This is a genomic window from Listeria sp. MAN/IMW/UF464 (assembly GCF_058683955.1).
Window position 1 is genome coordinate 1,005,078 of sequence record NZ_JBZWZP010000001.1, and the last position, 23,723, is coordinate 1,028,800.

At 36.2% G+C, this 23,723-nt stretch carries 26 protein-coding genes and 1 tRNA gene; 8 read left to right on the plus strand and 19 right to left on the minus strand.

Features of this window, described 5'->3' with window-relative positions:
• Positions 1-41: 41 nt before the first annotated feature.
• Entirely contained in the window at positions 42-1,433 is a 1,392-nt protein-coding gene (gene bcaP, locus AC4PG0_RS05120) for a branched-chain amino acid transporter BcaP (protein ID WP_003765779.1), read from the minus strand.
• Positions 1,434-1,666: 233 nt separating this feature from the next.
• On the opposite strand from bcaP, the gene AC4PG0_RS05125 reads away from it, so the two are divergent.
• The gene (locus tag AC4PG0_RS05125; RefSeq protein WP_492167979.1) at positions 1,667-3,487 is read left to right on the plus strand and encodes an LTA synthase family protein; all 1,821 of its coding nucleotides are present in this window, start codon (positions 1,667-1,669) and stop codon (positions 3,485-3,487) included.
• Positions 3,488-3,526: 39 nt separating this feature from the next.
• Here AC4PG0_RS05125 and AC4PG0_RS05130 read toward each other — a convergent pair whose 3' ends face one another.
• The 5 genes from AC4PG0_RS05130 to AC4PG0_RS05150 all read right to left on the minus strand — a co-directional run bounded on the left by AC4PG0_RS05130 (position 3,527) and on the right by AC4PG0_RS05150 (position 8,806).
• Positions 3,527-4,177, minus strand: coding sequence for a transaldolase family protein (locus AC4PG0_RS05130; protein WP_492167379.1), 651 nt, complete (start codon positions 4,175-4,177; stop codon positions 3,527-3,529).
• A 143-nt stretch (positions 4,178-4,320) separates the two neighbouring features.
• Complete coding sequence (locus tag AC4PG0_RS05135; protein WP_003770816.1) at positions 4,321-5,049, minus strand: DUF2238 domain-containing protein; 729 nt, start codon at positions 5,047-5,049, stop codon at positions 4,321-4,323.
• A gap of 98 nt (positions 5,050-5,147) precedes the next feature.
• Positions 5,148-7,025, minus strand: a complete 1,878-nt coding sequence (locus AC4PG0_RS05140; RefSeq protein WP_492167378.1) for a heavy metal translocating P-type ATPase — start codon at positions 7,023-7,025, stop codon at positions 5,148-5,150.
• A gap of 265 nt (positions 7,026-7,290) precedes the next feature.
• Positions 7,291-8,208, minus strand: a complete 918-nt coding sequence (locus AC4PG0_RS05145; protein ID WP_409353673.1) for an aldo/keto reductase — start codon at positions 8,206-8,208, stop codon at positions 7,291-7,293.
• Positions 8,209-8,272: 64 nt separating this feature from the next.
• Positions 8,273-8,806 (minus strand): DUF3267 domain-containing protein, encoded by a 534-nt coding sequence (locus tag AC4PG0_RS05150; RefSeq protein WP_185561098.1) that lies wholly within the window; start codon positions 8,804-8,806, stop codon positions 8,273-8,275.
• Between the two features lie 84 nt (positions 8,807-8,890).
• Here AC4PG0_RS05150 and AC4PG0_RS05155 point away from each other — a divergent pair.
• A tRNA-Ser gene (locus AC4PG0_RS05155) sits at positions 8,891-8,980 on the plus strand.
• 714 nt (positions 8,981-9,694) lie between these two features.
• Here AC4PG0_RS05155 and AC4PG0_RS05160 read toward each other — a convergent pair.
• From AC4PG0_RS05160 to AC4PG0_RS05175, 4 genes are all read right to left on the minus strand, one after another.
• Positions 9,695-10,300 (minus strand): class I SAM-dependent methyltransferase, encoded by a 606-nt coding sequence (locus tag AC4PG0_RS05160; protein WP_492167377.1) that lies wholly within the window; start codon positions 10,298-10,300, stop codon positions 9,695-9,697.
• 13 nt (positions 10,301-10,313) lie between these two features.
• Positions 10,314-10,730 (minus strand): Rrf2 family transcriptional regulator, encoded by a 417-nt coding sequence (locus AC4PG0_RS05165; protein ID WP_185481790.1) that lies wholly within the window; start codon positions 10,728-10,730, stop codon positions 10,314-10,316.
• A 111-nt stretch (positions 10,731-10,841) separates the two neighbouring features.
• Positions 10,842-11,546, minus strand: coding sequence for an HAD family hydrolase (locus AC4PG0_RS05170; RefSeq protein ID WP_492167376.1), 705 nt, complete (start codon positions 11,544-11,546; stop codon positions 10,842-10,844).
• 183 nt (positions 11,547-11,729) lie between these two features.
• Positions 11,730-12,005 (minus strand): hypothetical protein, encoded by a 276-nt coding sequence (locus AC4PG0_RS05175; RefSeq protein ID WP_160464148.1) that lies wholly within the window; start codon positions 12,003-12,005, stop codon positions 11,730-11,732.
• A 246-nt stretch (positions 12,006-12,251) separates the two neighbouring features.
• Here AC4PG0_RS05175 and AC4PG0_RS05180 point away from each other — a divergent pair, with 246 nt between their 5' ends.
• The 3 genes from AC4PG0_RS05180 (at position 12,252) to AC4PG0_RS05190 (ending at position 15,183) form a co-directional block, all read left to right on the plus strand.
• Entirely contained in the window at positions 12,252-13,931 is a 1,680-nt protein-coding gene (locus tag AC4PG0_RS05180) for a DUF6044 family protein (RefSeq protein ID WP_033533313.1), read from the plus strand.
• Between the two features lie 82 nt (positions 13,932-14,013).
• Entirely contained in the window at positions 14,014-14,715 is a 702-nt protein-coding gene (locus AC4PG0_RS05185; RefSeq protein WP_185505279.1) for an SGNH/GDSL hydrolase family protein, read from the plus strand.
• An 18-nt stretch (positions 14,716-14,733) separates the two neighbouring features.
• A complete protein-coding gene (locus AC4PG0_RS05190; RefSeq protein WP_492167508.1) occupies positions 14,734-15,183 on the plus strand; it encodes a GNAT family N-acetyltransferase in 450 nt (149 codons plus the stop codon).
• Positions 15,184-15,214: 31 nt separating this feature from the next.
• Here the strand turns inward: AC4PG0_RS05190 and AC4PG0_RS05195 are convergent, their stop codons facing one another.
• The 5 genes from AC4PG0_RS05195 to AC4PG0_RS05215 all read right to left on the minus strand — a co-directional run bounded on the left by AC4PG0_RS05195 (position 15,215) and on the right by AC4PG0_RS05215 (position 17,598).
• Positions 15,215-15,481 carry a DUF3116 family protein gene (locus tag AC4PG0_RS05195; RefSeq protein ID WP_003760828.1) on the minus strand — a complete coding sequence of 89 codons (267 nt, stop codon included), beginning with the start codon at positions 15,479-15,481 and terminating at the stop codon, positions 15,215-15,217.
• 15 nt (positions 15,482-15,496) lie between these two features.
• Positions 15,497-15,775 (minus strand): hypothetical protein, encoded by a 279-nt coding sequence (locus tag AC4PG0_RS05200; protein ID WP_010990525.1) that lies wholly within the window; start codon positions 15,773-15,775, stop codon positions 15,497-15,499.
• An 83-nt stretch (positions 15,776-15,858) separates the two neighbouring features.
• Positions 15,859-16,599: a sulfite exporter TauE/SafE family protein gene (locus AC4PG0_RS05205; protein ID WP_003770794.1), complete on the minus strand. Its 741-nt coding sequence runs from the start codon at positions 16,597-16,599 to the stop codon at positions 15,859-15,861.
• Positions 16,600-16,694: 95 nt separating this feature from the next.
• Positions 16,695-17,087 (minus strand): DUF1398 domain-containing protein, encoded by a 393-nt coding sequence (locus tag AC4PG0_RS05210; protein WP_010990524.1) that lies wholly within the window; start codon positions 17,085-17,087, stop codon positions 16,695-16,697.
• A gap of 55 nt (positions 17,088-17,142) precedes the next feature.
• A complete protein-coding gene (locus tag AC4PG0_RS05215; protein ID WP_003765745.1) occupies positions 17,143-17,598 on the minus strand; it encodes a hypothetical protein in 456 nt (151 codons plus the stop codon).
• Positions 17,599-17,702: 104 nt separating this feature from the next.
• Here AC4PG0_RS05215 and AC4PG0_RS05220 point away from each other — a divergent pair, with 104 nt between their 5' ends.
• Together AC4PG0_RS05220 and AC4PG0_RS05225 are read left to right on the plus strand one after the other, a co-directional pair.
• Entirely contained in the window at positions 17,703-18,854 is a 1,152-nt protein-coding gene (locus AC4PG0_RS05220; RefSeq protein WP_492167375.1) for a serine/threonine-protein kinase, read from the plus strand.
• A 79-nt stretch (positions 18,855-18,933) separates the two neighbouring features.
• Positions 18,934-19,440, plus strand: a complete 507-nt coding sequence (locus AC4PG0_RS05225) for a DUF5067 domain-containing protein (protein ID WP_033533318.1) — start codon at positions 18,934-18,936, stop codon at positions 19,438-19,440.
• 40 nt (positions 19,441-19,480) lie between these two features.
• On the opposite strand, the gene AC4PG0_RS05230 is transcribed toward AC4PG0_RS05225, so the two are convergent.
• Entirely contained in the window at positions 19,481-21,232 is a 1,752-nt protein-coding gene (locus AC4PG0_RS05230) for a glycerophosphoryl diester phosphodiesterase membrane domain-containing protein (RefSeq protein ID WP_185500827.1), read from the minus strand.
• A 107-nt stretch (positions 21,233-21,339) separates the two neighbouring features.
• Here AC4PG0_RS05230 and AC4PG0_RS05235 point away from each other — a divergent pair, with 107 nt between their 5' ends.
• Positions 21,340-21,582, plus strand: coding sequence for a hypothetical protein (locus AC4PG0_RS05235; protein WP_010990520.1), 243 nt, complete (start codon positions 21,340-21,342; stop codon positions 21,580-21,582).
• On the opposite strand, the gene AC4PG0_RS05240 is transcribed toward AC4PG0_RS05235, so the two are convergent.
• From AC4PG0_RS05240 to AC4PG0_RS05250, 3 genes are all read right to left on the minus strand, one after another.
• Positions 21,579-22,112 carry a GNAT family N-acetyltransferase gene (locus tag AC4PG0_RS05240; RefSeq protein ID WP_203575804.1) on the minus strand — a complete coding sequence of 178 codons (534 nt, stop codon included), beginning with the start codon at positions 22,110-22,112 and terminating at the stop codon, positions 21,579-21,581. The genes AC4PG0_RS05235 and AC4PG0_RS05240 overlap by 4 nt on opposite strands.
• A gap of 94 nt (positions 22,113-22,206) precedes the next feature.
• A complete protein-coding gene (locus AC4PG0_RS05245; protein ID WP_492167374.1) occupies positions 22,207-23,148 on the minus strand; it encodes an NADP-dependent oxidoreductase in 942 nt (313 codons plus the stop codon).
• The gene (locus AC4PG0_RS05250; protein WP_185520675.1) at positions 23,145-23,600 is read right to left on the minus strand and encodes a MarR family winged helix-turn-helix transcriptional regulator; all 456 of its coding nucleotides are present in this window, start codon (positions 23,598-23,600) and stop codon (positions 23,145-23,147) included. Before AC4PG0_RS05250 ends, AC4PG0_RS05245 begins: the two co-directional genes overlap by 4 nt.
• Positions 23,601-23,723: the final 123 nt, after the last annotated feature.

Consider the following 23,723-nt stretch of genomic DNA (forward strand, 5'->3'; position numbering starts at 1 on the left):
CGTCCAAATACCAATAAAACGACTTACAAAAAGTAAGTTAATTATTTTTTAAGTAACTCACTATGTTTCCTACCATATGCAAAGTACACAATTAATCCGATTACAAACCAAATCCCGCAAAGAATCCAGGTGTGAACAGATAAGCGACTTATGAGAAATGCGCATAATAAAAACGAAATTATCGGCAACACAGGATAAAATGGCACTTTGAAGCCTGATTGTTGAATAGATTTATTTTTACGTAAGAAGATAATCCCAATGGACACCATCATAAATGCTAGGAGTGTTCCAATATTGACTAATTCAGCCAATCTATCAAGGGGTACAAGTCCACTAATAATCGCCACAATAAATGCAAAAATCCAGGTGTTTTTGACTGGTGTTTGATATTTTTGATTAATTTCTGCCAGTACTTTTGGTAATAAACCATCACGCCCCATGGCAAAAATCAATCTTGTAGCCCCGTAGCTCATTACTAAAATAACAGTAATCATACCAACTACAGCTCCGAGTGATACGATACCAGCCACCCAATCTTGATTAATCACTTGCAAAGCATAAGCCACTGGATCAGTAACATTTAAATCCGTGTATGGTACCATTCCTGTTAAGACAGCAGAAACCGCTACATATAAAATAGTACAAATAAGTAACGACCCTATTATTCCAATCGGCATAGTTCGTTGCGGGTTTTTCACTTCTTCTGCGGCCGAGGAAACTGCATCAAAGCCTAAATAAGCAAAGAATACAAGCGCAGCACCGTTCATTACGCCACTAATCCCAAACGGCATAAATGGTTGCCAATTATCAGGTTTCACATAAAACACGCCAACTACTAAGAAAAGTAAAATAACGCCTACTTTGATAGCTACCATAATCGTATTCACACGCGTTGACTCTTTTATTCCAAGTGTTAATAAGAAAGCAATCACGAGAACGATAATAATTGCAGGTAAATTAATAAATGTACCTACTTCTGGATTAAAAGGCCCAGATACTGCTTCAGGAATGGAAATATGAAAACCTGAAAGCAACGCATTTAAATAAGAAGACCAGCCACTTGCGACAGATGCCACAGCAAGCCCGTATTCTAAAATAAGTGCCCAGCCTAGCAACCAACCGATTAACTCGCCAAAGACGACATAGCCGTATGTATAGGCGCTCCCTGCTACCGGAACACTAGATGCAAACTCTGAATAACACATCGCAGCAATCGCACAAACAATCGCGGCAATGACGAAAGAAAATATAATCGCCGGTCCAGCATTTTTCGCAGCTACAGTCCCAGGTAAAATAAAAATCCCAGTTCCAACAATCGCTCCAACTCCTAGTAAGGTTAAATCAAGCGGTCCAAGCGTTTGTTTTAAATGTGTACTTCCGCTTTTATTATGCATTAAATCTTCTATCGGTTTTCTTCTAAATAATGAATTCATTTTGTCGCCTACCTTTTTACGATCTTCTAAAATAGTATACTTTTGCGCTTTAAAGGTCAATAAAATTGTGAAAAAAAATACAAAACTAATTATAACTTCCTAAAATAGCACCTATTACCCAAATATATCTGAATCATCTTTCATGATTTGCACTGTAAGCATGATTAGGCTAAAATTAGAGAGAATGGATTTGTGCGTATTCGGCACAAAGCATGCTAGAAAGAGGAATTCAATTGATTTTATTTTATTTTTTATTAATTATTAGTAAGTTCACTTTTGCCTATTTCCAGATTTTTAAAGATCCCAATTTCTTGGCGCTAGGAATGGACCTGCTGTTTATCGTATTATTACTTGGGCTAATTCATTTATTTGCTCCGGTTCGTTCTCACGTTTATTGGTATGCTAGAATGTCTTTATTTATCGGCATTCTTATGTTAGTTTGCGTACTTTATGCCCGCTTCTATAATGAAGTTCCTACGTATCATAGTTTCTCACTTATCGGAGAAGTCGGTGTCGTAAAAACAAGCGCTACTAGTTTACTTAGTGGAACTGATTGGCTTTACATCATGGATATTATTTTACTTCCATTTATCCTCTACTTCAGCATAAAAAAAGGCCATGTTTTTCCGTCATTCCGCCTAACTAAACGTATTTATGGCGTATCGTTTTTAAGTACTTTACTTGTGCTTAGCGGATTTACTTATTTTATGATGCAACAAAATATCATTAGCGATTCGAAACGAGCAAAGCGGATGGGAATTTTTACATTTAATATTAGTACTGCTCTTGCTGGAACTGATCATGTTAAAGCCGCAGACATTACCGCCAAAAACGTTCGTGATATTAAAGGCGTGGATTTAAAAGAAAAACCGGATTACTTTGGAGCTGCGAAAGGGAAAAACCTGATTATCGTGCAATTAGAATCGTTTCAGCGGAACTTAACAAATATTAAAATTGATGGACAGTCAATCACTCCAACGCTAGATAGTTTACAAAACGAAACAATGTATTCCAATAAGTTTTTCCAAACAGTTTCTAAATCAAATACAGCCGACGCAGAATGGTCTGTTTATACATCCACTTTCCCGAGCGGATACTATACAAATACCCAAACTTACGGCGACCGGGTCATTCCATCTATGCCTCGACTACTTGGTAAAAATGATTATACAACGTCCACTTTCCATACAAATGACGCTAGTTTTTATAATCGAGATGAGTTTTATCCGGCAGTTGGTTTTGATAAATTTTATGATCGTAAATTCTTTGGCGATGAAGACGTAATTGGCTTCTCTCCAAGTGATGAAGTATTATACAACAAAGCGTTCCCTATCTTAGAAAAACAATATAAAAACAATCAAAAATTTTATGCGCAATTAATTAGTGTAAGTAGTCATATGCCATTTAACATCCCTGAAGAAAAGCAAGAAATCAACTTACCGAGTGATTTAAAAGATACAGAACTTGGTAATTATTTTGAAGCGGTTCATTACGCGGATAAACAACTCGGCGCTTTCATTCAAAAATTAAAAGATAGTGGCATTTGGGAGGATTCAGTAGTCGTTTTCTACGGAGACCACCATATTATCAAAACAGATCAACTTCCAGAAGAACAGAAAAAATACGTCAATCGTTCTACCGAGCTTAAAGCAGATCCAGCAGACGATTACCGTATCCCGTTCTTCCTACATTATCCAGGAATGAAAAACCCTGGTGAAATCAAAAATGTTGGCGGTGAGATTGATATTATGCCAACTGTGATGAATTTATTAGGTATTAATACAGGCAATCAAATAATGTTTGGTACTGATATTCTCAATTCAACAAACAATTATGTTCCTGAACGATATACTATGCCTGAAGGAAGCTATTTCACTGATTCTTATATGTATCAGCCAGACGAAAGCTTTGAAACCGGAGCAGCAACGAATTATAACGGAACAAATAAAGAACTGTCAGATGAAGTGAAGAAGCGATTCGAAACAAGTCGCAAACTCTTGCAGTATTCTGATAGCTACGTAAATAATCTACCGTTACGCGACGAAGACAAATAAAAAAAGGAAGTATCCAATATCATGGATACTTCCTTTTTTTCATTTAGGTAAAGCTGCATTATGTTCGTTAAATTTTTCAATGCTTTCGAGTGCGAGTGGTTTATTCATCATTTGTAAGAATAAATCATAACCAATCGTTACCGTGTCCGCCCCACTCGCTAATGCTTGCATAATTTGGCGGCTGTTTTTAAAACTCGCCCCCATGATTTTCACTTCTTCAAGACCTTGTAAATCTAGAACATAGCGCAATTCTTCTATCGTTTTCGCTGCATCTAAACCACTTACTTCCATGCGATTGTAATACGGCGCTAAATAGTCTGCCCCAGAAAGAGCCGCAATATAACCTTGCTCGGATGAAAAAATTGCCGTTGCTAAAATAATCGCATCTGGAAACTTAGCGCGAACTGTAGCAATAACTTTTATCCCGGCTTCATGGGCAGGGATTTTCAAGCCAATAACAGTCCCTTCAGCTGGCTTAATTTCTTGAATTCTCAGCACGTCTTCCCAAATTTCTTCTTCTGTTAATCCCGCTGCTTGGACAAATACTAATTTTGCTGGAATGTGAGCAATATGGGTTTTTCTGGGCTGATTTTCTTTCAGTAAAATGGTTGGATTCGTAGTTACACCTTCAAAAAACGGAAATTGAAGCGCTTTCTTCATTTCCTCTAAATTCCCCGTATCTAAAAACATTTTCTCACTCCTTTAAAAATTTTCTTCTCAATTTCAGTGTAGAAAAGTTCTAAGATGCAGTCAATCATTTCATGGACCCAAAGTTGTCGGCGTTTTTGTGCAACTAAAAAAGCATCTGAGTCAGCTCAAATGCTTTTTGGATTTTACTTAGTCTTTGGTTCTTTTTTCCAGTTTTTTCGTTTGAATTCAAAGCGTTCCATCCAAGGTCGACCTTTTTTCAGTGCGAAATAGCCTACAATGACGATGAATAAAGCGCCAATAATATCAACAATTATATCCGTCATTGTATCTTCTAGAGCTGCTCGCCCAGTTAGAGGTGTACCATTTGATAGGTTGTAGCGTTGCATATTTAAGTTCATAATCCCGTCAAAAGTATATTCATACACTTCCCAGAATGCGCCCATCGTTACAGCAAAACAAAATGCAAAGACTGCGATAAAACCAGGCTTCAGTTTCATCACTACTTTATCATTTGCGTTTAACAAGCTAACGAACGAAAAGCCAATAGCTCCAAGCATCGCCCCACTAAAAGTATGTAAGATTTTATCCCAGTGCGGCACAGTTGAATAGAATTTTTGAACGGTTCCAAGATAAATCGAGCCGTACAAAAAAACAATAAATAAAATATAAACCAGTCCAGGTATTTCAAATTTGAAGCGTCGTGCAATAATGGAAGGCAATAACAAAATAAAAATTCCTAGTAAAATTTCAAATAATAAAAAGATATAATCCCCTCGTAATGTCACATGCGGTCCAGTTGCTGGTTGCTTTATTGGTGCGTTAAAAATTTCATAGATAGTAAAAACGACTGAAATTCCCATTGATGCAAAAACAAACAGCGCTATCCATTGTGTCCAGTTAATCTTTCTCATGCACTCATCTCCAATCTATCATGCAATACCCCTTTTTTTCTAAAAAGAAACTGTTCATCTATCTTAGACTAGAGATAGACGAGCAGTCAAATGAATCACTATTTCCGGTTGGACTTAAGTAGTCTAAGTCCATTTAAAATAACTAAAATCGTGCTTCCTTCATGTCCCACAACGCCGAACGGTAAATTGATTACTTGAAAAACGTTCGCTGTTATTAAGAGCAGAATCACGGCAATTGCAAAACAAATATTTTGCCAACTAATCCAGTTAAGTCGTTCGGATAGCGTGTAGGCATACGGGATTTTCTCTAAGTCATTTTTCATTAAAACAACATCTGCTGTTTCCATTGCAATATCCGTTCCCTCGCCCATCGCAATGCCAACAGCCGCATGGGCAAGCGCTGGAGCATCATTGATCCCGTCACCAACCATTGCCACGCTTCCATAAGTCACCGATAGTTCTTTTAAAACATCTACTTTTTTCTCAGGCAAACATCCAGAAACAACCCTATCCATACCAAGTTCAGCTTGGATTGCAGCGCCAGTTTGTGCATTATCTCCTGTTACCATAATTGTTTTAATACCTTTTGCTTTTAGAGCTTGAATGGTCCGAATCGCCTCAGGTCGGCAAGTGTCTTTGAGCGCAAACATCGCAACGATTTCGCCTTCTTTAGCGACATATACAATCGTTTTCCCTTCGCTAGCAAGCCTTTCAAACGCGCCATTTGAAAACTTGACAGCATTTTCCGCCCCAACGTAACCGGCTTTACCGACTTGCCAAGTTTCGCCTTTGTAGCTAGTTTGCACTCCCCAACCTGGCACATCCGTTACTTCTATTTCTGTTAATTTATCCGTTACTTCGATATCTAATGCTTTGGTGATTGCTGCGGCTAATGGGTGCAAAGACTGCCGCTCCATTGCTGCCGCCACATTTATTACTTGCTGTTTATCGATGTGTTCTTTAAATATTTGGTCTGTTAGTTCAGGTGTTCCGTTTGTCAAAGTTCCCGTTTTATCAAATGCAATTGCTTTTACACCGCGCAAATTTTCCAAGTGTACGCCGCCTTTGAATAAAATCCCGTGACGTGCTCCATTAGAAATAGCTGCTAAAGTCGCTGGAGTCACCGAAGCAACTAGCGCACAAGGAGAAGCTACAGTAAGTAAAACCATCGCGCGATAAAAAGTTTCATTCCAAGACCAACCGAGTGCAAAATGCGGTAAAAACATCATCACTAAAACAAACAATAATACTGCTTTAACATACGCATCCTCAAATCGCTCAATAAAACGAGCGGTTTTTGAAGGTTCACTCTGGGCGGTTTCTACTAAGCGAATAATCTTGCTAAAAATCGTATTATCAAAAGTTTGTGTTACTTTAATAGTGATAGCACTGCTGACATTAACTGTCCCACCAAATACTTCAGCATCAACAGTTTTCTCAACTGGAACCGATTCACCATTGATTGCTGCTTCATTCAAAGTTGTTGAACCACGAACAATCACACCATCAATTGGGACACTTTCCCCAGGTCGAACGAGTACTTTATCATCTAATTGCAAATCTTTTGCAGCTACTTCTTCAACATCACCATTTGGAAGAAAACGAAAAGCTCGTTCCGGTTGAAAAGCCATTAATTTCGTGATTTCGCGCTTACTTTTATTCGTCGTATACGTTTCTAATGCCCCACTAACTGAGAAAATAAAAATAAGTATGGCGCCTTCAAACCAATAACCAATAATTGAAGCCCCTGTAGCCGCTAATATCATTAAAAGCTCTACATTAAGTTTTTTCGTTTTAATCGTCGCCGCTATCCCTTCCTTAGCTTGTTCAAATCCGCCAATAACAAAGGCACTCAAGAAAATCACCGCTGTCCAAAAATCACCGACATCATTCCCGATTAAACAACCGACAACAATTAAAACCCCACTAATACCAGTCGTTACAAACTGCCAATTCCGCTCCATCCAGTCTTTCATAATGCTCATCCTCTCCAAATGATAATGATTCCCATTACCCTAAAAAACACAAAAATCTGCTTTCGCAACTGCGAAAAACAGACTAAACAATAATTATTATAATTAAATTTTAAAGGAAACATCCTTAACTCACTTGTTATTATAGCACTTTTTAAAAATCATATCAAACTAATTGATAAAATTTATTTCTAATTGAGAATGAATTTCACTATCATTATTACACATAAAAAAACACTTGAGCAAAAAGCCCAAGTGTCTGTTTACATTAAGGTAATTGGTTTCCAGCCGCACGGTAAATTTCATACCATTCTTCGCGACTAAGTGTTACGTCAGAAGCTTTTGCAATATCAGCGATTCTTCCTGGGTTCATTGTACCAACTACTGTTTGGAAGCTTGCTGGATGGCGCTGAACCCATGCAACCGCAATTGCCGAATTAGTTACACCTTTATCAGCAGCGATTTTATCAATTGCTTTGTTTAATTCAGGGAATTTATCGTTATCTAAGAAAACTCCTTCAAAGAAACCATATTGGAACGGAGACCAAGCTTGGATAGTCATATTATGTAAGCGACTATATTCCAAAATCCCGCCATCGCGATCAAGAGAAGGATCAATCGTCATATTTACGTTAAAACCAGTATCAATCATACCAGTATGCATAATACTAAATTGCAGTTGATTGGCAATTAATTCTTGGTCTACGTATTTTTTTAGTAATTCGATTTGACCTGGGTTTTGATTACTTACGCCAAAATGACGAACTTTTCCACTTTTTTCCAGTTCTGTGAAAGCCGCTGCTACCTCTTCTGGTTCAAAAAGTGTATCCGGACGATGAAGTAATAGTGTATCTAAATAATCTGTTTTCAGGCGTTTCAAGCTACCTTCCACAGAAGAAATAATGTGCTCTTTTGAAAAATCAAAGAATCCTTGACGAATTCCGCATTTTGATTGAAGAATCATTTTTTCACGAACAGTTGCATTCATATCAATTGCATCAGCAAAGACTTCCTCTGATTTACCGCCGCCATAAATATCCGCGTGATCAAAAAAATCAATACCGTTTTCAAGTGCTGTATTAATTACTTTGTTCGCCTCTTCTTTACTAAGATCCGCCATTCTCATACATCCTAGCGAAATTTCTGAAGCGGTTAAATCGCTATTACCAATTGTTATTCGTTTCAAAATCAAGCACCTCTTTCTAAAAGTATATCCTTATTTTAACACTTTGTTGAAATCGTTACCAAGCTTAACCTTCTGAATAAAAACTAATTCCCTTATCCGTATCCTCCACAACGATCCCAGCTGGCTGATTAATCAAAAGAATGCAGTAATAAAAATCACCGACACAACCTGATGTATGTAAGGCAAAAATTAAATATAGAACTGCTTCATTCACACCGAGAAAACGCAGAAAAATGAACAATCCCGTAAGAACGATAAATGGCGCAATCGAAATAATAAAGAATTGCGCTCTCGAATAAAATGCTCCGGGGCTTCCAGCATAAGCCATCCCATTTTTAAAACCAAATTTCACTTTTGATTCTGGGCGAAAAGCTTTGAAGAAAATCCCGTGTACGGCTTCGTGAATAACAATTGCTACTAAATAACCTACTCCAAGCCACATAACCCCCGCCAAACCATTTGTAATCTGGAAACCGCCTGAAAAAACAATTCCTAAAACAGTTAACACAAGCACAATAACAATCGCAGCAATATTCAAATTCATAACCAATTTTTTATTTTCTAGTAAATTAATTTCTTGAACCAATTTTCTTTCCATTTAGCACGCTCCTTTTATAAAAAACACTGGTATTTTTGTTAATATTATTATACAATACTTCTTGTCGGCATTCTATGTCACAGTGGAGAAATACCCAAGTCCGGCTGAAGGGGACAGACTCGAAATCTGTTAGGCGGTGTATGCCGCGCCGGGGTTCGAATCCCCGTTTCTCCGTAGAAATAAAAAGGTTGACTACTGCTCAAGAAACTATTTGAACAGTAGTCAACCTTTTTTATTTGTGTTCTCCTAATTAAGTATTCAAAAAATAGTTGATTATATCCTATCACCTATTCTTAAAAACATCTTTTAAATTTGAAAATTATTATAAACTAACGACTATGCTAACTAAGAAAAATAACACAAGGCTCCCCGTTAAACCACTTAGTATAAACTTCTTACATTTATAAAAATATAAACATGAAGCTAAAAAGCAAAATACTGCAATTATTTGAAACCAAACAGAAAAGAATGACCCTTCTTGATATTTAATTACATTAAATAAAACATTACAGTACACTACTGCATATATTATTAATAAAAACCATATAACTAACTTTTTCATTATTCTCCCCTTTTATTACTTAATATGGCGAAGAGTTAAAGAACCATTTGCCTGCACTTTTTAGCTGTTTATTCATATCTTTCTTTTTAACTGAACCAACACTTCTTATATCTTGATATCTGAACGCGTATAATTTTTTACTTCCATAGTCAGTTGGCACAAGCCCACTAGTCCTATATTGCTTAAATGTCACAGCATGGTTATTCCCTTTTTCATACTCAAATTTATGCTCTTCATCCTCTGTTGAACTAGTTAACACAGCTGTATAACATATTATATTTATTCAATTTACTCTTCAAATTTTATCTATTTATACTTCTCGAAATTCAGGCTTTTTTCTCCGCAATACTCACATACATTCCCTCATCAAGCTCCCAGTTCTGCAATACTTCAAACCCAAATCCTGCAAGCTCTTCCTTCAATTTCTCAGCTGAAATTTGAATTTCCATTGGTGGACCTTTCAAATCCGTTCCTTGTGTATCAAACTCTATGGTAGCAAAGTAGCCACCTGGTTTCACGACTCTACTTACTTCACGCAAAACATCCAGAAGTAAACCCGCTTCATGTAACACGAGCGATGCCAGCACAACATCCACCGAACTAGCTTCAAGCGGAATAGCATCCATGCTTGCTTCTAATGTTTTTACATTGGCTAATTTAGCTGTTTTCGCTTTCGTCTCAATTAATTCCAACATTTTCGTATCTAAATCTAATGCAAAAACAGTATTTTCAACCTTTTTCGCTGCCGGAATCGTTAAAAATCCTGTTCCTGCTCCTAAATCTAAAATGCTCGCTGTTTTTTCCATTGGGACCCTCTGTAAAAATTCCTCTGGTGATAAAACTTCGCTCCGTTCAGGTCGATCCAAATAATCTACTTTCCTCTTAAAACCAGCTTCCCCGTGGTGATTGTGGTGATGATGGTGATGATTCATTTTCAGCACTCCTTTAATGTTGATGTTTTTCAATTTCTACGACAATACTACCTACAGTCTGCTTGCTTAAATAGTCTTCCATTTGTTGCTCTGCCTTATTCATTACTTCGCCGATTAAGCAGTGCGGCTGACTTTCGCTATGATTTTTTGGGTCACAGTGAAAGAAAGCAGCTTTTCCTTCGATAGCTTGAATAACATCTAAAAAACTAATACTATTTGCGGGTTCAGCTAATTTATAACCGCCATTTACACCTGTTACTGACTCAACGAAACCAGCTTTTACTAGCATTGTTAACACTTTAGAAAGATATGTCGGCGAAACATTTTGCTTGGTTGCAAGTTCTTTCACTCCTACAGATTTTTCCGGAGACAAATTTGCTAAATAAACCATCGTATGTAGCGCATAATTGGTTGCTTTTGAAAATTTCATACTTTCACCTTCTTAATTAAAGACTTAATGACTCTATAATATCCTTATTAAATAAATTTGTCAATTTACAACAAAAAAACCTTCTCCTAATAAAGGAAAAGATTTTAGTATTTATAATAAATCTCGCAACAAAGCAGCTAGTTCTTGTTCATTTTTAATACAATAATCTGGCTGGTAAGCGGCATTGTTAGGTTGTATGTGTTGTCGTCTGTTTAGCCAAATTGATTTCCAGCCGGCACTTTTGGAACCAATCACATCATTTTCGAAAGAGTCGCCAATATAATAGGCTTCCGCGCTCTTAATACCGACTTGTTCCTCTACTAGCTCAAATATTTTTTTGTCTGGTTTTTCGATGCCTACTCCACCAGAAATAAAAGTATGCTCAGCTGGAATCCATTCGTTTATTTGTAAATCATTTATTTTATGTTGTTGATGGTCTTTTGGCCCGTTTGTAATAATTCCCATCGTTATATTTTTCTTTTTAGCCCAAGTGAGAATTTCTTTAATTCCGGGTGAAAGTTCGATTTTGCGTTGGTTTTGTTCATAAGCGTGTTGAAATGCTTCTGCTTCTTTTTTTGTAATTTGGTAATCAAAATCGTTCAATGCCTGCGTAATCCGATAAACGTGCATTTCTGCTTTTGGCATTTCTCCTCGAACAACCTTATGATACACTTCATCACTATAAAATCGGCTTTTAATATATAAATTTTCGATTTTCAGGCGGTCTGATTTCCCAAAAATGGTTTTAAAGGCCTCTTCAAATGGTTTTAGTTGGTCATAAACTGTGTCATCAATATCAAAAATTAAATTAATCATGGTTTCCTCCTGCAAAATTCGCTTCTTTTACTCTACCATTAAATCGAAAAAGTAGGAAGAGCCTAGGCATGATGCCAAGGCTCTCTCATTTATTTTGCTATTTTATTTAAATCTAATTGTGGTGGATATGTTTGATGATATATTTTGACCGTCAAAGCTATTCATAACTTTTCCTAATTTCTATCATCCTGCTGTTGGCGCCACATATGCTTTCCAGCCGCCAATCATTTCGTCTTTTTCTGATTTGCTTAGTAGTTGCATACCGATTACTTGGTTGATATTCACTGCCAACCCTCGACTAAAGCGATTCACTCGGGAAGCTGATATGCAATTAATATATACATCTGCCAAACGAATCAATTCTCCTTTAGTTTCTACAATCCCAACAATGTATCCAATAGCTGTCACAAGTAAAACTGGCTCTCCGACTTCGATTGCTTGTAATAGTTCTTCTTTCATCATGAAGCCCCCCTATTTCATTTCTATCTGTATACCCGATTTTGATTAGTTCAAAAGAAAAGCCGACCCAAGATTACTTGGATTAACTTCCCTCTTTATTGAACGTTTTTTTACTAAGGCATATGTTTTTAAACTGTATTTCCAATCACCTACCCCTTTTTAATGAACAAATGTAGTTTCCTTTGGTATAATTGAAAATAGTTTTCTCGGGTACATATATATTAGAGATAATGAAGGAGGAGAACTATGTGGAAAAAGCATAAGTGGCTAATTATTGCAGTACTCTTATTGGTAATTTATGTCGCTCCATTGTTTATTCTTGGCGGGAATAGTCACGTGAGGATACATGATAATTTAGATTCCAATGTGACGTGGTACAAAATGGTTTTGGATAGCGGGGATTATACAGCAAAAGTTGGAACAGCAAATATTGATCAAATAATGGATGATAGTGTCCCAAGAGATTCATTTGATTCAGAATTTGTTGGAATTGATTGGCTTTATATGATTTTCAGTACACCTATTGCATTTGCAGTGAGTCAATTAATCACACGTGTATTTGCATTTTTAGGATTGTTTTTATGGGCAAGGGATTATCTCATTAAAGATAAAAAATATCTCGTACCGCTTTATTTTGTTTCTTTAGCTTTTGCACTGACGCCTTTTTGGCCATCAGGTATGCTCAGTACGCTAGGGATGCCACTTGCTTTGTGGGCGTTTTTAAACATTAGAAATAACAAGCGGCGAATCTGGAATGTAGTTATACTGACACTGCTCCCATTTTATTCTAGTTTAATATTAGGATTTTGTTTCTTTTTAGTAATGGTTGGCTGTATCTGGTTATATGATGTTATTAAGAAAAAACAAGTCAATATTCGCTTTTTACTCAGTATGGTTTACATGGGGTTGTTATACGCGCTAGTAAATTATCGTTTTATTTATGCGATGTTCATAAACCCAACACCAGATTCAAGAAGCGAATTTAGTTTGCCAGATTTATCACTTTTAAGTTCCATTCGACTTAGTATTAAAAATTTCATTGTAGGACACACACACGATCAGGCTCTAGCTGGATTTGTTATTTTGCCGATATTGCTTCTCGTTCTTGTATTAATCATTATTAAACGAGAATGGGTCAAAGAAAAACTGTTTTTATGGCTATTTGGGTTTAATTTATTTTTATCATTTTGGTACGGTTTTTGGTGGTATCGTGGCTGGAACTGGATCAAAGAAAATGTAGAAATTATGCGGACTTTTAATTTTTCACGTTTTCACTTTTTACAACCGTTTTTATTTTATGGTTTATTCGCAATCGCAATCGTTTATTTAATCAAAAAAGGAAATTGGTGGCGAAAATTAGCTTATTTAGCAATTGTGTTGCAGCTTGTCGTCGTTTTCGCGAATAATTCTGAGATTTACTACCGGACTGGAAATGGCTCACCTAGCATCAATCAATTTTATGCGACGGAGCAATTTACAGAAATAAAAAATTACATTGGTAAACCGCAATCAAGTTACCGCGTTGGTAGCATTGGTCTGCACCCGTCTGTTTCCCAAGAAAATGGCTTTTACACTGTGGATGGCTACGTTAATTCTTATCCACTTGCTTATAAAAGAGCCTTTCGAAAAATCATCGCTGGCGAACTAGACAAAAGCCCCGTTCTAGAAGATTATTATGATAACTGGGGAAATCGTTGTTATTTATTTTCTGCCGAGTTAGGGAAAAACTACGATTTCGGCAAAGATTCGAAAAAACATATTAAAAAACTAGACTTTAATATAGATGCATTTAAAGCTGTTGGCGGCGAATATATCTTGTCTGCCGTTCCAATCGACAACGCTTCTGAGATTGGACTAACCTTCGAAAAAGCATTTAATAACAAAGCATCTTACTGGAAAATCTATTTATACAAAGCTACAAATTAAAAAGTAAAAGACGCGTTTTTTAGAGATACAAAGCGCGTCTTTTGCTTTTTTTATGGTATGATAAATGAAAGGAGTGATGATTATGAAGAAAACCATTCAGTCAGTTGGTGTTTGGGGCGATAGTATTATGAAAGGCGTTCTTTTCAATCCAGAAAAAAACCGCTATACTTTGCTTAAAAACAACTGCATTAAACGAGCATCTGAAAAACTTGGCCTGACTTTTCAAAATCATTCCACAATGGGTCGGACGATAACAAAAGGCCACGAAATTCTAACAAAAGACTTGGAAAAAGACGCAACAAATGACATTGCCATCATCGAATTTGGCGGAAATGACTGTGATTTCAATTGGGCAGAAGTGTCTGAAAATCCAGATAAAGAACACATTCCAAGCACGCCTTTAGACATTTTTGAAACGCAACTACTTGAAATGATTGAACGCCTTAAAAAATTAGATATTAAACCGATTTTAATGACACTGCCTCCCCTTCACGCCAAACGTTATTTTGATTTCATTACGCGTAGTGGCCTAAGCAAAGAAAATATTCTCCACTTTTTGGGTGGCGATGTCGAGATGATTTATCGCTGGCAGGAAAGGTACAGCAATGCTATTTCGCGGATTGCAGCAGAAACAGGTAGCCATCTTATCGATATTCGTGATAGTTTTCTTGCCGAGTTCCACTATGAGAATTTACTTTGCGCTGATGGCATTCATCCAAACGAAGCGGGCCATATTAAAATGTCACGTAAATTCATCCAATATGCAAGTTTTCACCGAGCATAAATAAAAGGAGGAAACCCTATCTTACATTTACAAAAAATGACTACTTCTGATTTAGAAGATTTTTTAACTACCGCAATTCCAGACTATGCCGCAGAAAAAATAGCAGCCGGCACATGGTCCAAAGACGAAGCCTTAAGCAATTCAAAAGCTTCTTTCAACAAATTACTTTATGACGGAATTACTACACCAAATGAGCACCTCTATAGCATTTTCACTGACCAAAAAATCGGTTATTTATGGTTCCATGTTGATGAAAAACAGGCTTTCATCTATGATTTTGTGATTTTCGAAGCATTTCGAGGCCAAGGTTTTGGTACGAAAACACTTGAAGCGCTAGATGTTCTTTCAAAAGAAATGGGCATCACTAAAATCGAACTCCACGTTTTCGCCCATAACCAAACCGCCATTAAATTGTACAATAAAGTTGGTTTCGAAAATACCGACATCACTATGGCAAAATATATATAAAGAAAGGCTTGAATACCTATTTTTTAGGAATTCAAGCCTTTCTTTTTTTAAGTTCTAATTCTGCTAATTTTTCGTGGCCTTTTGTTGTTCGAAAATATCTTGTCGTATGATCTTCTGTGCTCCGAAAAATATAATTAAATGTTTCTAACCAGTAGACGCCAAGAAGTAATTCATTTTTCGTAAATGCGGCAGCTCCCGGAAATTGCATCATTTCAAAAACTAAGTGATCCATCGTCGCGTTTTTTTCTTCTGTTTTAGATAAAATTTGATAGATTACCGCTTCCGTTGGCTCATCCATCCTATCAACCCCCGCTTACAATATCCCTATTTCCCCAATATGGTATACAAAATAAATTAAAATGAGTAATAAAATATTAAAACCAAGCAAAATCCATTTCACCAATTTTTCTTTCACGAAAAAAACACTGATTGTCGAAATAACTCCTAAAAAAAGTGGAATTAATTGATAAAAGATGCCTTTTTCTCCTCCCGGTACAATATCTGAAATATGTAATCCCCAAGTTAAAATTATCCAAGTTACAGTTAGGATTGTTAGTAAAAATGCAACAAAGTCTTGCCAGTTCCTTTTCATCATAACCCCTCCTACTCCTTCTAAGCTTAACATAAAATAGCGTCACAACAAAAAACAAGCTAATTTTCATAGCTTGTAATTCGTTAAATTCTAATTAAATTTAAAACAAAAAGGGCTATTAGCAAAATATTAAACAGAATAGCAATCCATTTTTCATCCAAAAGTTTATTTAACCTTGTTCCAATAAGCGCGCCTAAAATTGCCCCAGGTATCATATAAATACCAATCGAAAAGTCACTTCCACCAACAATCGCGTAGGAGCCGATACTTGCAAGAGAAGTAAGTAGCGTCACATAACTTGAAGTCGCAGAGGCAGTCTTTTGATTTAGCATAAAAATAAGTAATAAAATTGGTATAACGATTGGCCCGCCACCGATTCCAAATAAACCAGCTAAAAACCCAATAATTACCCCAAATAAATAAGGCATTATCCGATATTTGCTTAAAAAATGAGGTTTTTCATTGTTGCGTTTCTTTTTCCAAACCATCAGAAGTAATAAAATCACGATTAAGGCACCATACATAAAACGATAAACCGCTTCTGGCAGCATTTGGTTCACGATTGCACCAAGAAAAGTAGTTGGAATACTCGTTATAGCAATTTTTAGTGCTAATCCTACGTTTCCTTGCTTCCGTTTATAATAAATACTACAAGTAAAAATCGCCATCGTGAAAACCGTCAGCGCAGAACTAAAAGCCGCAGTTCCTTGAGAAACGCCCATTAGTAGTAAAATTGGCAAAAGTATTACTCCGCCACCAATACCTAAAAAGCTCCCCACAACACTCGTACTAAGCGCTATTAGAAAGTATGTTATCATATCCATTTTCCGTACCTCTCTTCTTTCACCTTTTTCAGCTTAACATATTTCCCAATTTTTAAAAGTACTAAAAAAAGACAATAAATTATTGTCTTTTGAATTCAAATGCCAGGAATGGGTTCAATCACCAAATTCTCACTAGCCTTATCTATATACCTCACTTTCATTGCAGTTAAATCGGCTTCCCACAGTTCGATTCCTGCCAAACCTGCTAATTCAATAAATTTCTCAAAATCTATCCGTCCCGCTTGTGCTTGTTTTATTGCCTCGCGTAATTTTTCTGCTGAACTTTCCTTAGAAACAGGCATAGCAACGCCATTTAACTGGGCTTCTACCATATTATCCTGTTCATCCCAAAATACATAAACGCCTTTTTGAACTAAAAACTGATATTTTATAATACCTAATTCCTTAAAACCTTGTATAACTTTCGGGAAATCACCAGCGTTTTTTTCACTAGTTGCTGCTTGTAAAATCAATTGTTTATTTATCATAACTAGTCTCCAATCAAGTAAGTCTTTCTTTATTATACCTGATTTCTAGATTAATCTAAATAAGCGGTTTTTCCTCTTTGAAAGTTTCAATAAGCGCCTCTTCCAAATCGTATAAAGAATCGTTGGTTTGATCTAAAGTATAACCGTGATCCAGTGCAAAAATAATAATAGCATCTCGGCGGTTTTTCGCATATAAAGGTGGATATTCCGTATATTTTAGTAATCGACTCGCTTCATGACCTGAAAGCTTAAAACCAAAAGAAAGCGCGATAGTCCGGTCGCGAGAAGGTCTTCTAACTCCACTAAAAATCTGATAGCCATATGTTTCATGGAGTCTTGCCGCACGAATGACGCTAGCTTTTGTTAATTTTTTCTCTACTAATAACTCTTTTAAATATGTAACCATTTCACTTGATTTAAATTCCGCCTCGTTTTCATCTAAAACCTGGCGTAGATTTGTCGCTTTTTTTAATTCATGAAGTAATTTACTTGTCTCTTTTTCCCCATCCATAAGGCACACCCCCGATTGTTTTTTTATTATATCACGAAATAAGTACCCGACTACTATGCTTCATGCTATAATTTCACTATAAAGTGTAGAAGGGATTTTAGAAAATGGGAGAAATGACGCTTGCTTTTATAGAAGAACAATATAAAGAATTAGATAATCTAAATAACAAAGAAAATCCTGCCGTACTAACGCGTAATACCGCAACAGGCGAATTATTAGTTCGTAAAATAATCCCTATTAGTTTCGCTCCAGTACTAGAGGAACTTAAAAAATTATCAAGTAACTATTTACCCAAAATTGAAGTGATGATTCCAAATGGCAGCGAACTGATTGTATATGAAGAATATATCAACGGGAAAAACTTAGCTGACTTAATGAAAGTAAATGCGCCCTTTGATGCTGATGAAGTGACACGACTGATGTTGATGCTTTCTGACGCACTGACGGAACTTCATACAAACGCAATTATCCATCGTGATATAAAACCGTCCAATATTATGATTTCCAGTGATGGCGTTTTAAAATTAATTGATTTTGATGCATCTCGTGTTTTTGAAGTAGGAAAAAATCAAGATACAGTCAATCTCGGGACGATCGGATACGCTGCGCCTGAGCAATATGGCTACTCGCAAACCGACGCTCGTTCAGATATTTATAGCATCGGCGTCCTTATGCTTGAACTTTTACGTGGAAAAAATAATTTACCTGACAAAGAAACAGCTACTTCTCTAGAAAAAATCGCCATGCAAGCAGCATCCTTCGACCCAGAGCAACGTTTCCAAACCATCCAAGAATTCCGAACCGCTATTAAAAATGATTCGCTTGGACCTACCTTTGTTTCCGAATTAACAAACTTAAGAGACTTCGCTACCATAGAAGACAGCGCGGACGAAATAAACTGGGCAACTTCAACAGATGAATACGAAAAAGATTTTATTCCCTGGTATAAACATATTCCCGGCTTTAGAACTGGTCATACTTGGAAAATGGTAGTTGCAGTATTAGGCTATATTTTCATGGCATTTGGATTATTTACCCCACCAACAGAAGGCGTTAAAATGAATAACATCGAAAACTTTTTCGCTAATTTTTTCTTGATATTCCCTGCTTTCATTATATTTACTAATTTATGCGGCATCTGGTCCAAATTACCTTTACTTAAGTCCTCTTCTAAAGGAACAAGAAAAGTTGGTATTGTCGTATATATTTTTGTTTGTATTATGATTTATGGAATTTATACAGAAATCTTTTCTTAGTCCTATGCCCGGTGCATAGGACTTTTCTTATCTCCGCATGGTGTAATAGATACAGATAAATTAAGAAGGAGAGAAGAAAATGAAAAATTTAAAACGCGTTTTACTATTAATGGGGATTATAACTTTTGCCCTAGCCCTAACTGCATGCGGTGGGACAGAAGATAAAGCAAGCACAGAGAAAACAAAAACAGAAACAGCAAAAGCGGAGACGAAAGAAAAAAAGAAAACAGATCCAAATACACTTGGCGATTATAAAGTGGAAATCCTTAGTTCTGAAGTAGTAAAAGACTATGCTGGAAGTGATGCAATTGCAGTCAAAACAAAATTCACAAATAACAGTAAAGAAAATACTTCCTTTATGGTAGCCATCGATCAACAAGTTTTCCAAAATGGGACACAATTAGAAACAACTGTATCCGCTGATGGTGGCATGGGCGGTGTAGACAAAGATGTTCAACCTGGAGCTACTTTAGAAATAACCGATTACTATAAGCTACAAGATACACAAAATAAAGTTGATGTAGAAGCCAAAGAATTAATTAGTTTCAGCAAAAACACAGTCAAAAAATCATTTGAATTAAAATAAAAAATCGGCCGCAAACAGTGATTGTTTGCGGCATTTTAATTTAAAATCCTAACCTATTCTCGATACGACTTCGCAAAGAATCATTTTCATTAAAAGATTCTCTAAGTTCGATTGCTTTTTTAGGATAGTTTGTAATAATCCCATCTACATTTTTCCGCAAATACATTTGCATTAATTTTTCTTTATTAACAGTCCAGACAAACACCATTTTATCATTTTGTTTGGCTTGCGTTAGTAATCGCTTATTAATAGAGAAATCCTCTAAGACAATAAAATCTGCTGATGTCTTTGGCAAATTCCCGATATTGAGTGCTAGAATGATTCCAGTTTTTAGTGACGGATCTGCTTTTTCGATTTCCTCTATAACAGGCTGGTTGAGCGACTGAACTAAATACTTGTCAGTTACTTTTTCTTTTTTTAACAATGTGACAAGTCGTTCTACCATATCGCTCGATTCCCCACCGTGCAACTTCACTTCCACGAGTAAATCTATCTTATTCTTTTTCGCTGTCTTGATAATTTCATCAAAAGAAGCTATATGAGATGAATAGTCGCCACTCTTCACTTTAGTTTGCTGCAACTCTTTTAAAGTCATATCTGCTACTCGTTTAGAACTGCCAGCCAGTCTTCTCAGTGTCATATCATGGAAAACAACAAATTGATGATCTTTGGTTTCTTGAATATCAATTTCACTATAATCCGCCCCGGACTTTGCAGCTGATTCAATGGCTTCCACCGTATTTTCAACAGCATTCATTGTATCACCACGATGGGCTATTATTTTCGTATTAGGTTCATATAAAGTCGCATTTACTGTATAAATATTAAAACCACTAAAAATAATGAAAACGATTATCGCAACAATAATAAACCGCTTTTTATGCGGAAACTGGCTGTGCGTCATTGGAGCTGGTTTTCCTTCGATAGCAAAGGCATTCTTCACTAATAATTGGGCAATAATTCCTTGAAAAATCCCGGCAGCAAAGAAACCTATCACTTGTAGTATGGTTAAAGTAATACCAGCTATAACCACCGCAATTCCTGGAGTTATTTTTTCTACTAAGAGAAGCGGTAACATAATAATCGTCGCGATAATCGATACTAAAAAGCCAATCACAACAATTATTAAAACCCATTTTAGTAACATAAAAAATAAATGCTTTTGTGGGTATTTCCAACTTTTCCGGATAGCTCCACTTATTTTGAGTGATTTATCTTCAATAAAATATGGTAATGCGAATACGAGTCTCGCGCTAATATAGAAAATAATCGCAATTGCAATAACATATAGCCACGTGCCTGTCGTCGTTTTCATTAATTCATCTGTAATAAAATGCGGCAAATAGAGGTTTTCTGTTATCGTAATTGGTAAAGATAATCCTGCAATTGGCAAAAGCAAAAAGAAATAAAGCAGAAAATAAATCGCTTGATAACTAAGAAAGTATTTCGCTTTTACATTGAGCCTTTGTATGATTTTGAATACGGTATAGCTTTCTCCCCGCAATTGATAAATGGCCATCATTATAAAGAAACCCAGTTCATAATATACAAATAGTAAAATGAGTAAAGCTAAAATCAGCAGCATAATAACGGCAACAGGACTTGAAAAAACTTCTCCGAGATTGGCGTCTGTAATCCCTGGCACTCCGATAACTCGAAGAATAAAGAAAAAGAAATAATAAATAAAAGGCCCAATCACAAATGCCTGCAAGATCGTCAACAACAATGTTACTTTTAGGTAATCTGTCTTAAATTGATATAAAATTTTCAAACTGTCTTTTAAATCTTTCATTTGCTTCTCCCTTTTTTGTTCAATTTTCAAGGCTTTATAGTTTATCAACGAAGCAAATTTAGTTATAATTAATTCATAAAGTTAACTATTCGAAAAGAGGTGATATGATGCATCCGATTGAACAATTGTTAGCAAATAAACATATTACTACCAATGATATTGAATCAAATACTCGCTTAAAAGAAGGTACTTTGCAAAAACTTATTGATAAAGATATTCGCACTTCTGATATTAGCCTTCGAGTCCTTAGTCAAATGGCTATTTTTCTTAATACTGGAGCGGATATTGTTGCTAAACAACTTAGCGATATAGAAGTAGCTAATGACCTCGCCTTTCTTGTAGAGGATTAAAGAACTAAGTACATCATTGTTACGTCCATATACCGTCCTTCCACTTGCATTAATGCTGGAATCTCACCAGCTTCAATAAATCCGAACTTTTTGTACAAATTAATTGCTCGCTTGTTTTCAGAAACAGCTTCTAAGTAAACGAGTTTTAAGCGCTCGGTTTTTTTAGCATGTTTTATTAATTCTTCCATAATAAGTGTCCCTATCCCTAAACCCCAAAATTTCTTTCGGGTAGAAATAGTCAGCTCACAAGTATGTAATTCTCGCTTTTTTGTATGGCCGATAAGTTGAGAAACGCTTGCAAGTTCATCTTCAATAAAACTTAATAACATAATAGAGCCCGGGTTTTTAGCCCCTTCTTCTATGTATTCCGCTTCTTCTTCTACGCTAAATGAAAAATCGCCTTGCCCAAAGGATAAATAATCAGTCTCACCTGCTACTTCATTCAGATAAGTAACAATATTGCTCGCATCCTCTTTTGTAGCCTCTCTAATCGTCATTATTTGTCCGTTCTTAAGCTCTCTAGTTTCCATTTAGACACCACCTTTTTTGCTATTATAGCCTATCCATTCTACGCACGCAAACAGCAAAAAAAGCTAGATGACAGCATCTAGCTTTCCGAAAATCTTATTTATTAAAAGAAATTACTATTTTTCCAACTGCATGGTGAGTTTCACTTAATGCATGTGCATCGAAAACACCTTTTTCAGAGAATGGGAAAGTTGCGCCAACGATTGGTTTCACTGTTTTATTTGCAAGTAGTTCACCTAATTTTTTCAGTTGTTCGCCGTTTGGTTGAAGCCAAATTCCATTCGCAGTTACGTTTTTTTCTTTCGCACGGTCTTCATTTGAAATACCAACGATACTTACTAAACGACCTGTTCCTTCTTTTAATACATCATAGCTATCAGTTTCGATTTGACCACCCATTGTATCAAAAACAACATCGATGTCTGAAAGTACGTCTTTAAAATTCACTTCTTTATAATCAATGACTTGATCTGCTCCTAGTGATTTAAGTAGTTCATGATTTTTCGCACTAGCTGTTGTGATAACTTCTGCTCCAGCATATTTTGCAAGTTGAATCGCAAGTGTTCCAACGCCGCCAGCACCAGCATGAATCAAGACTTTTTCACCTTTTTGAAGTTTTGCGTGATCAAATAAAGCTTGCCATGCTGTTAAACCTGCAAGTGGAATAGATGCAGCTTCTTCAAAACTAATACCTTCTGGAAAAGGTGCAAGTAAGTGATCATCTACTGCTGTATATTCAGCATACGTACCAAAACGCGTTGTTTCAGGACGAGCAAATACTTCATCGCCGACTTTCCAATCAGTCACGCCTTCACCAACTTCAGAAATAACACCTGCCACATCCCAACCTAAAATAATTGGAAATTCCCAGTCCATCATTTGTTTTAAGTATCCTTCACGAAGCTTCCAATCAATCGGATTAATGGATGTTGCTGCTTCTTTTACAATGACTTGGTTTTTACCCGCTTTTGGCATTGCTACTTCTTTTTCTTTTAACTCTTCTTTACCACCATAATTTTCAATTACAACTGCTTTCATTTTAACTTCTCCTCCAATTTCTCTACATTATTCATCATTTTTGTGACTGATTTAAGTAAGGCACTGACTTCATCCTCAGAAAATTTTTCTAAAGCCCCAGTTTGGAATTTTTCTTTTTCCGTAAGTAAGGAAGCTAATTCCGCCTCGCCAGCTGGTGTTAAAAATAAATACGTATAGCGTTTATTCTCATCTTGCTTTTTACGAACGATAAGCCCTTGCTCTTCCATGCGCTTCAAATGACGGGTAATACTTGCTGAATCAATATACAGCTTTTCTTTTAATCTGTTCTGACTTTGACCAGGCGTTTGTTTAATATGAAATAAAATCTCTACTTTCGTAAAACTCATATTCGTCTGTTGTTCAAATACATGACTTATTTCTTTAGATAACAAATGCATCCGGTAAAGCAGTTCTGAACGTTTCGTACATGGTTCCAGCATTTCCACCTCCATAGTTGACATGTCAAATGATATATCAACTATTATACGCTTCCTTTTTTAAATCACAAAATATCTGCTCAAATATTAGTGGCTAATTTTTTGTAAGCAATATACTTGCCGTTAATAGCTAAAATA

Bases quoted from the DNA above. Each gene is read 5' to 3' on its own strand.
- AC4PG0_RS05200 (WP_010990525.1), bottom strand. From the start codon at position 15,775: ATGAAAAGGAACTGGCAAGACTTTGTTGCATTTTTACTAACAATCCTA.
- AC4PG0_RS05225 (WP_033533318.1), top strand. From the start codon at position 18,934: ATGAAAAATTTAAAACGCGTTTTACTATTAATGGGGATTATAACTTTT.
- AC4PG0_RS05135 (WP_003770816.1), bottom strand. From the start codon at position 5,049: ATGAGAAAGATTAACTGGACACAATGGATAGCGCTGTTTGTTTTTGCA.
- AC4PG0_RS05180 (WP_033533313.1), top strand. From the start codon at position 12,252: ATGTGGAAAAAGCATAAGTGGCTAATTATTGCAGTACTCTTATTGGTA.
- AC4PG0_RS05130 (WP_492167379.1), bottom strand. From the start codon at position 4,177: ATGTTTTTAGATACGGGGAATTTAGAGGAAATGAAGAAAGCGCTTCAA.
- AC4PG0_RS05250 (WP_185520675.1), bottom strand. From the start codon at position 23,600: ATGGAGGTGGAAATGCTGGAACCATGTACGAAACGTTCAGAACTGCTT.
- AC4PG0_RS05205 (WP_003770794.1), bottom strand. From the start codon at position 16,599: ATGGATATGATAACATACTTTCTAATAGCGCTTAGTACGAGTGTTGTG.
- bcaP (WP_003765779.1), bottom strand. From the start codon at position 1,433: ATGAATTCATTATTTAGAAGAAAACCGATAGAAGATTTAATGCATAAT.
- AC4PG0_RS05185 (WP_185505279.1), top strand. From the start codon at position 14,014: ATGAAGAAAACCATTCAGTCAGTTGGTGTTTGGGGCGATAGTATTATG.
- AC4PG0_RS05215 (WP_003765745.1), bottom strand. From the start codon at position 17,598: ATGGATGGGGAAAAAGAGACAAGTAAATTACTTCATGAATTAAAAAAA.
- AC4PG0_RS05160 (WP_492167377.1), bottom strand. From the start codon at position 10,300: ATGAATCATCACCATCATCACCACAATCACCACGGGGAAGCTGGTTTT.
- AC4PG0_RS05170 (WP_492167376.1), bottom strand. From the start codon at position 11,546: ATGATTAATTTAATTTTTGATATTGATGACACAGTTTATGACCAACTA.
- AC4PG0_RS05195 (WP_003760828.1), bottom strand. From the start codon at position 15,481: ATGGATGAGCCAACGGAAGCGGTAATCTATCAAATTTTATCTAAAACA.
- AC4PG0_RS05150 (WP_185561098.1), bottom strand. From the start codon at position 8,806: ATGGAAAGAAAATTGGTTCAAGAAATTAATTTACTAGAAAATAAAAAA.
- AC4PG0_RS05235 (WP_010990520.1), top strand. From the start codon at position 21,340: ATGCATCCGATTGAACAATTGTTAGCAAATAAACATATTACTACCAAT.
- AC4PG0_RS05245 (WP_492167374.1), bottom strand. From the start codon at position 23,148: ATGAAAGCAGTTGTAATTGAAAATTATGGTGGTAAAGAAGAGTTAAAA.
- AC4PG0_RS05220 (WP_492167375.1), top strand. From the start codon at position 17,703: ATGGGAGAAATGACGCTTGCTTTTATAGAAGAACAATATAAAGAATTA.
- AC4PG0_RS05140 (WP_492167378.1), bottom strand. From the start codon at position 7,025: ATGAAAGACTGGATGGAGCGGAATTGGCAGTTTGTAACGACTGGTATT.
- AC4PG0_RS05210 (WP_010990524.1), bottom strand. From the start codon at position 17,087: ATGATAAATAAACAATTGATTTTACAAGCAGCAACTAGTGAAAAAAAC.
- AC4PG0_RS05230 (WP_185500827.1), bottom strand. From the start codon at position 21,232: ATGAAAGATTTAAAAGACAGTTTGAAAATTTTATATCAATTTAAGACA.
- AC4PG0_RS05165 (WP_185481790.1), bottom strand. From the start codon at position 10,730: ATGAAATTTTCAAAAGCAACCAATTATGCGCTACATACGATGGTTTAT.
- AC4PG0_RS05175 (WP_160464148.1), bottom strand. From the start codon at position 12,005: ATGAAAGAAGAACTATTACAAGCAATCGAAGTCGGAGAGCCAGTTTTA.
- AC4PG0_RS05240 (WP_203575804.1), bottom strand. From the start codon at position 22,112: ATGGAAACTAGAGAGCTTAAGAACGGACAAATAATGACGATTAGAGAG.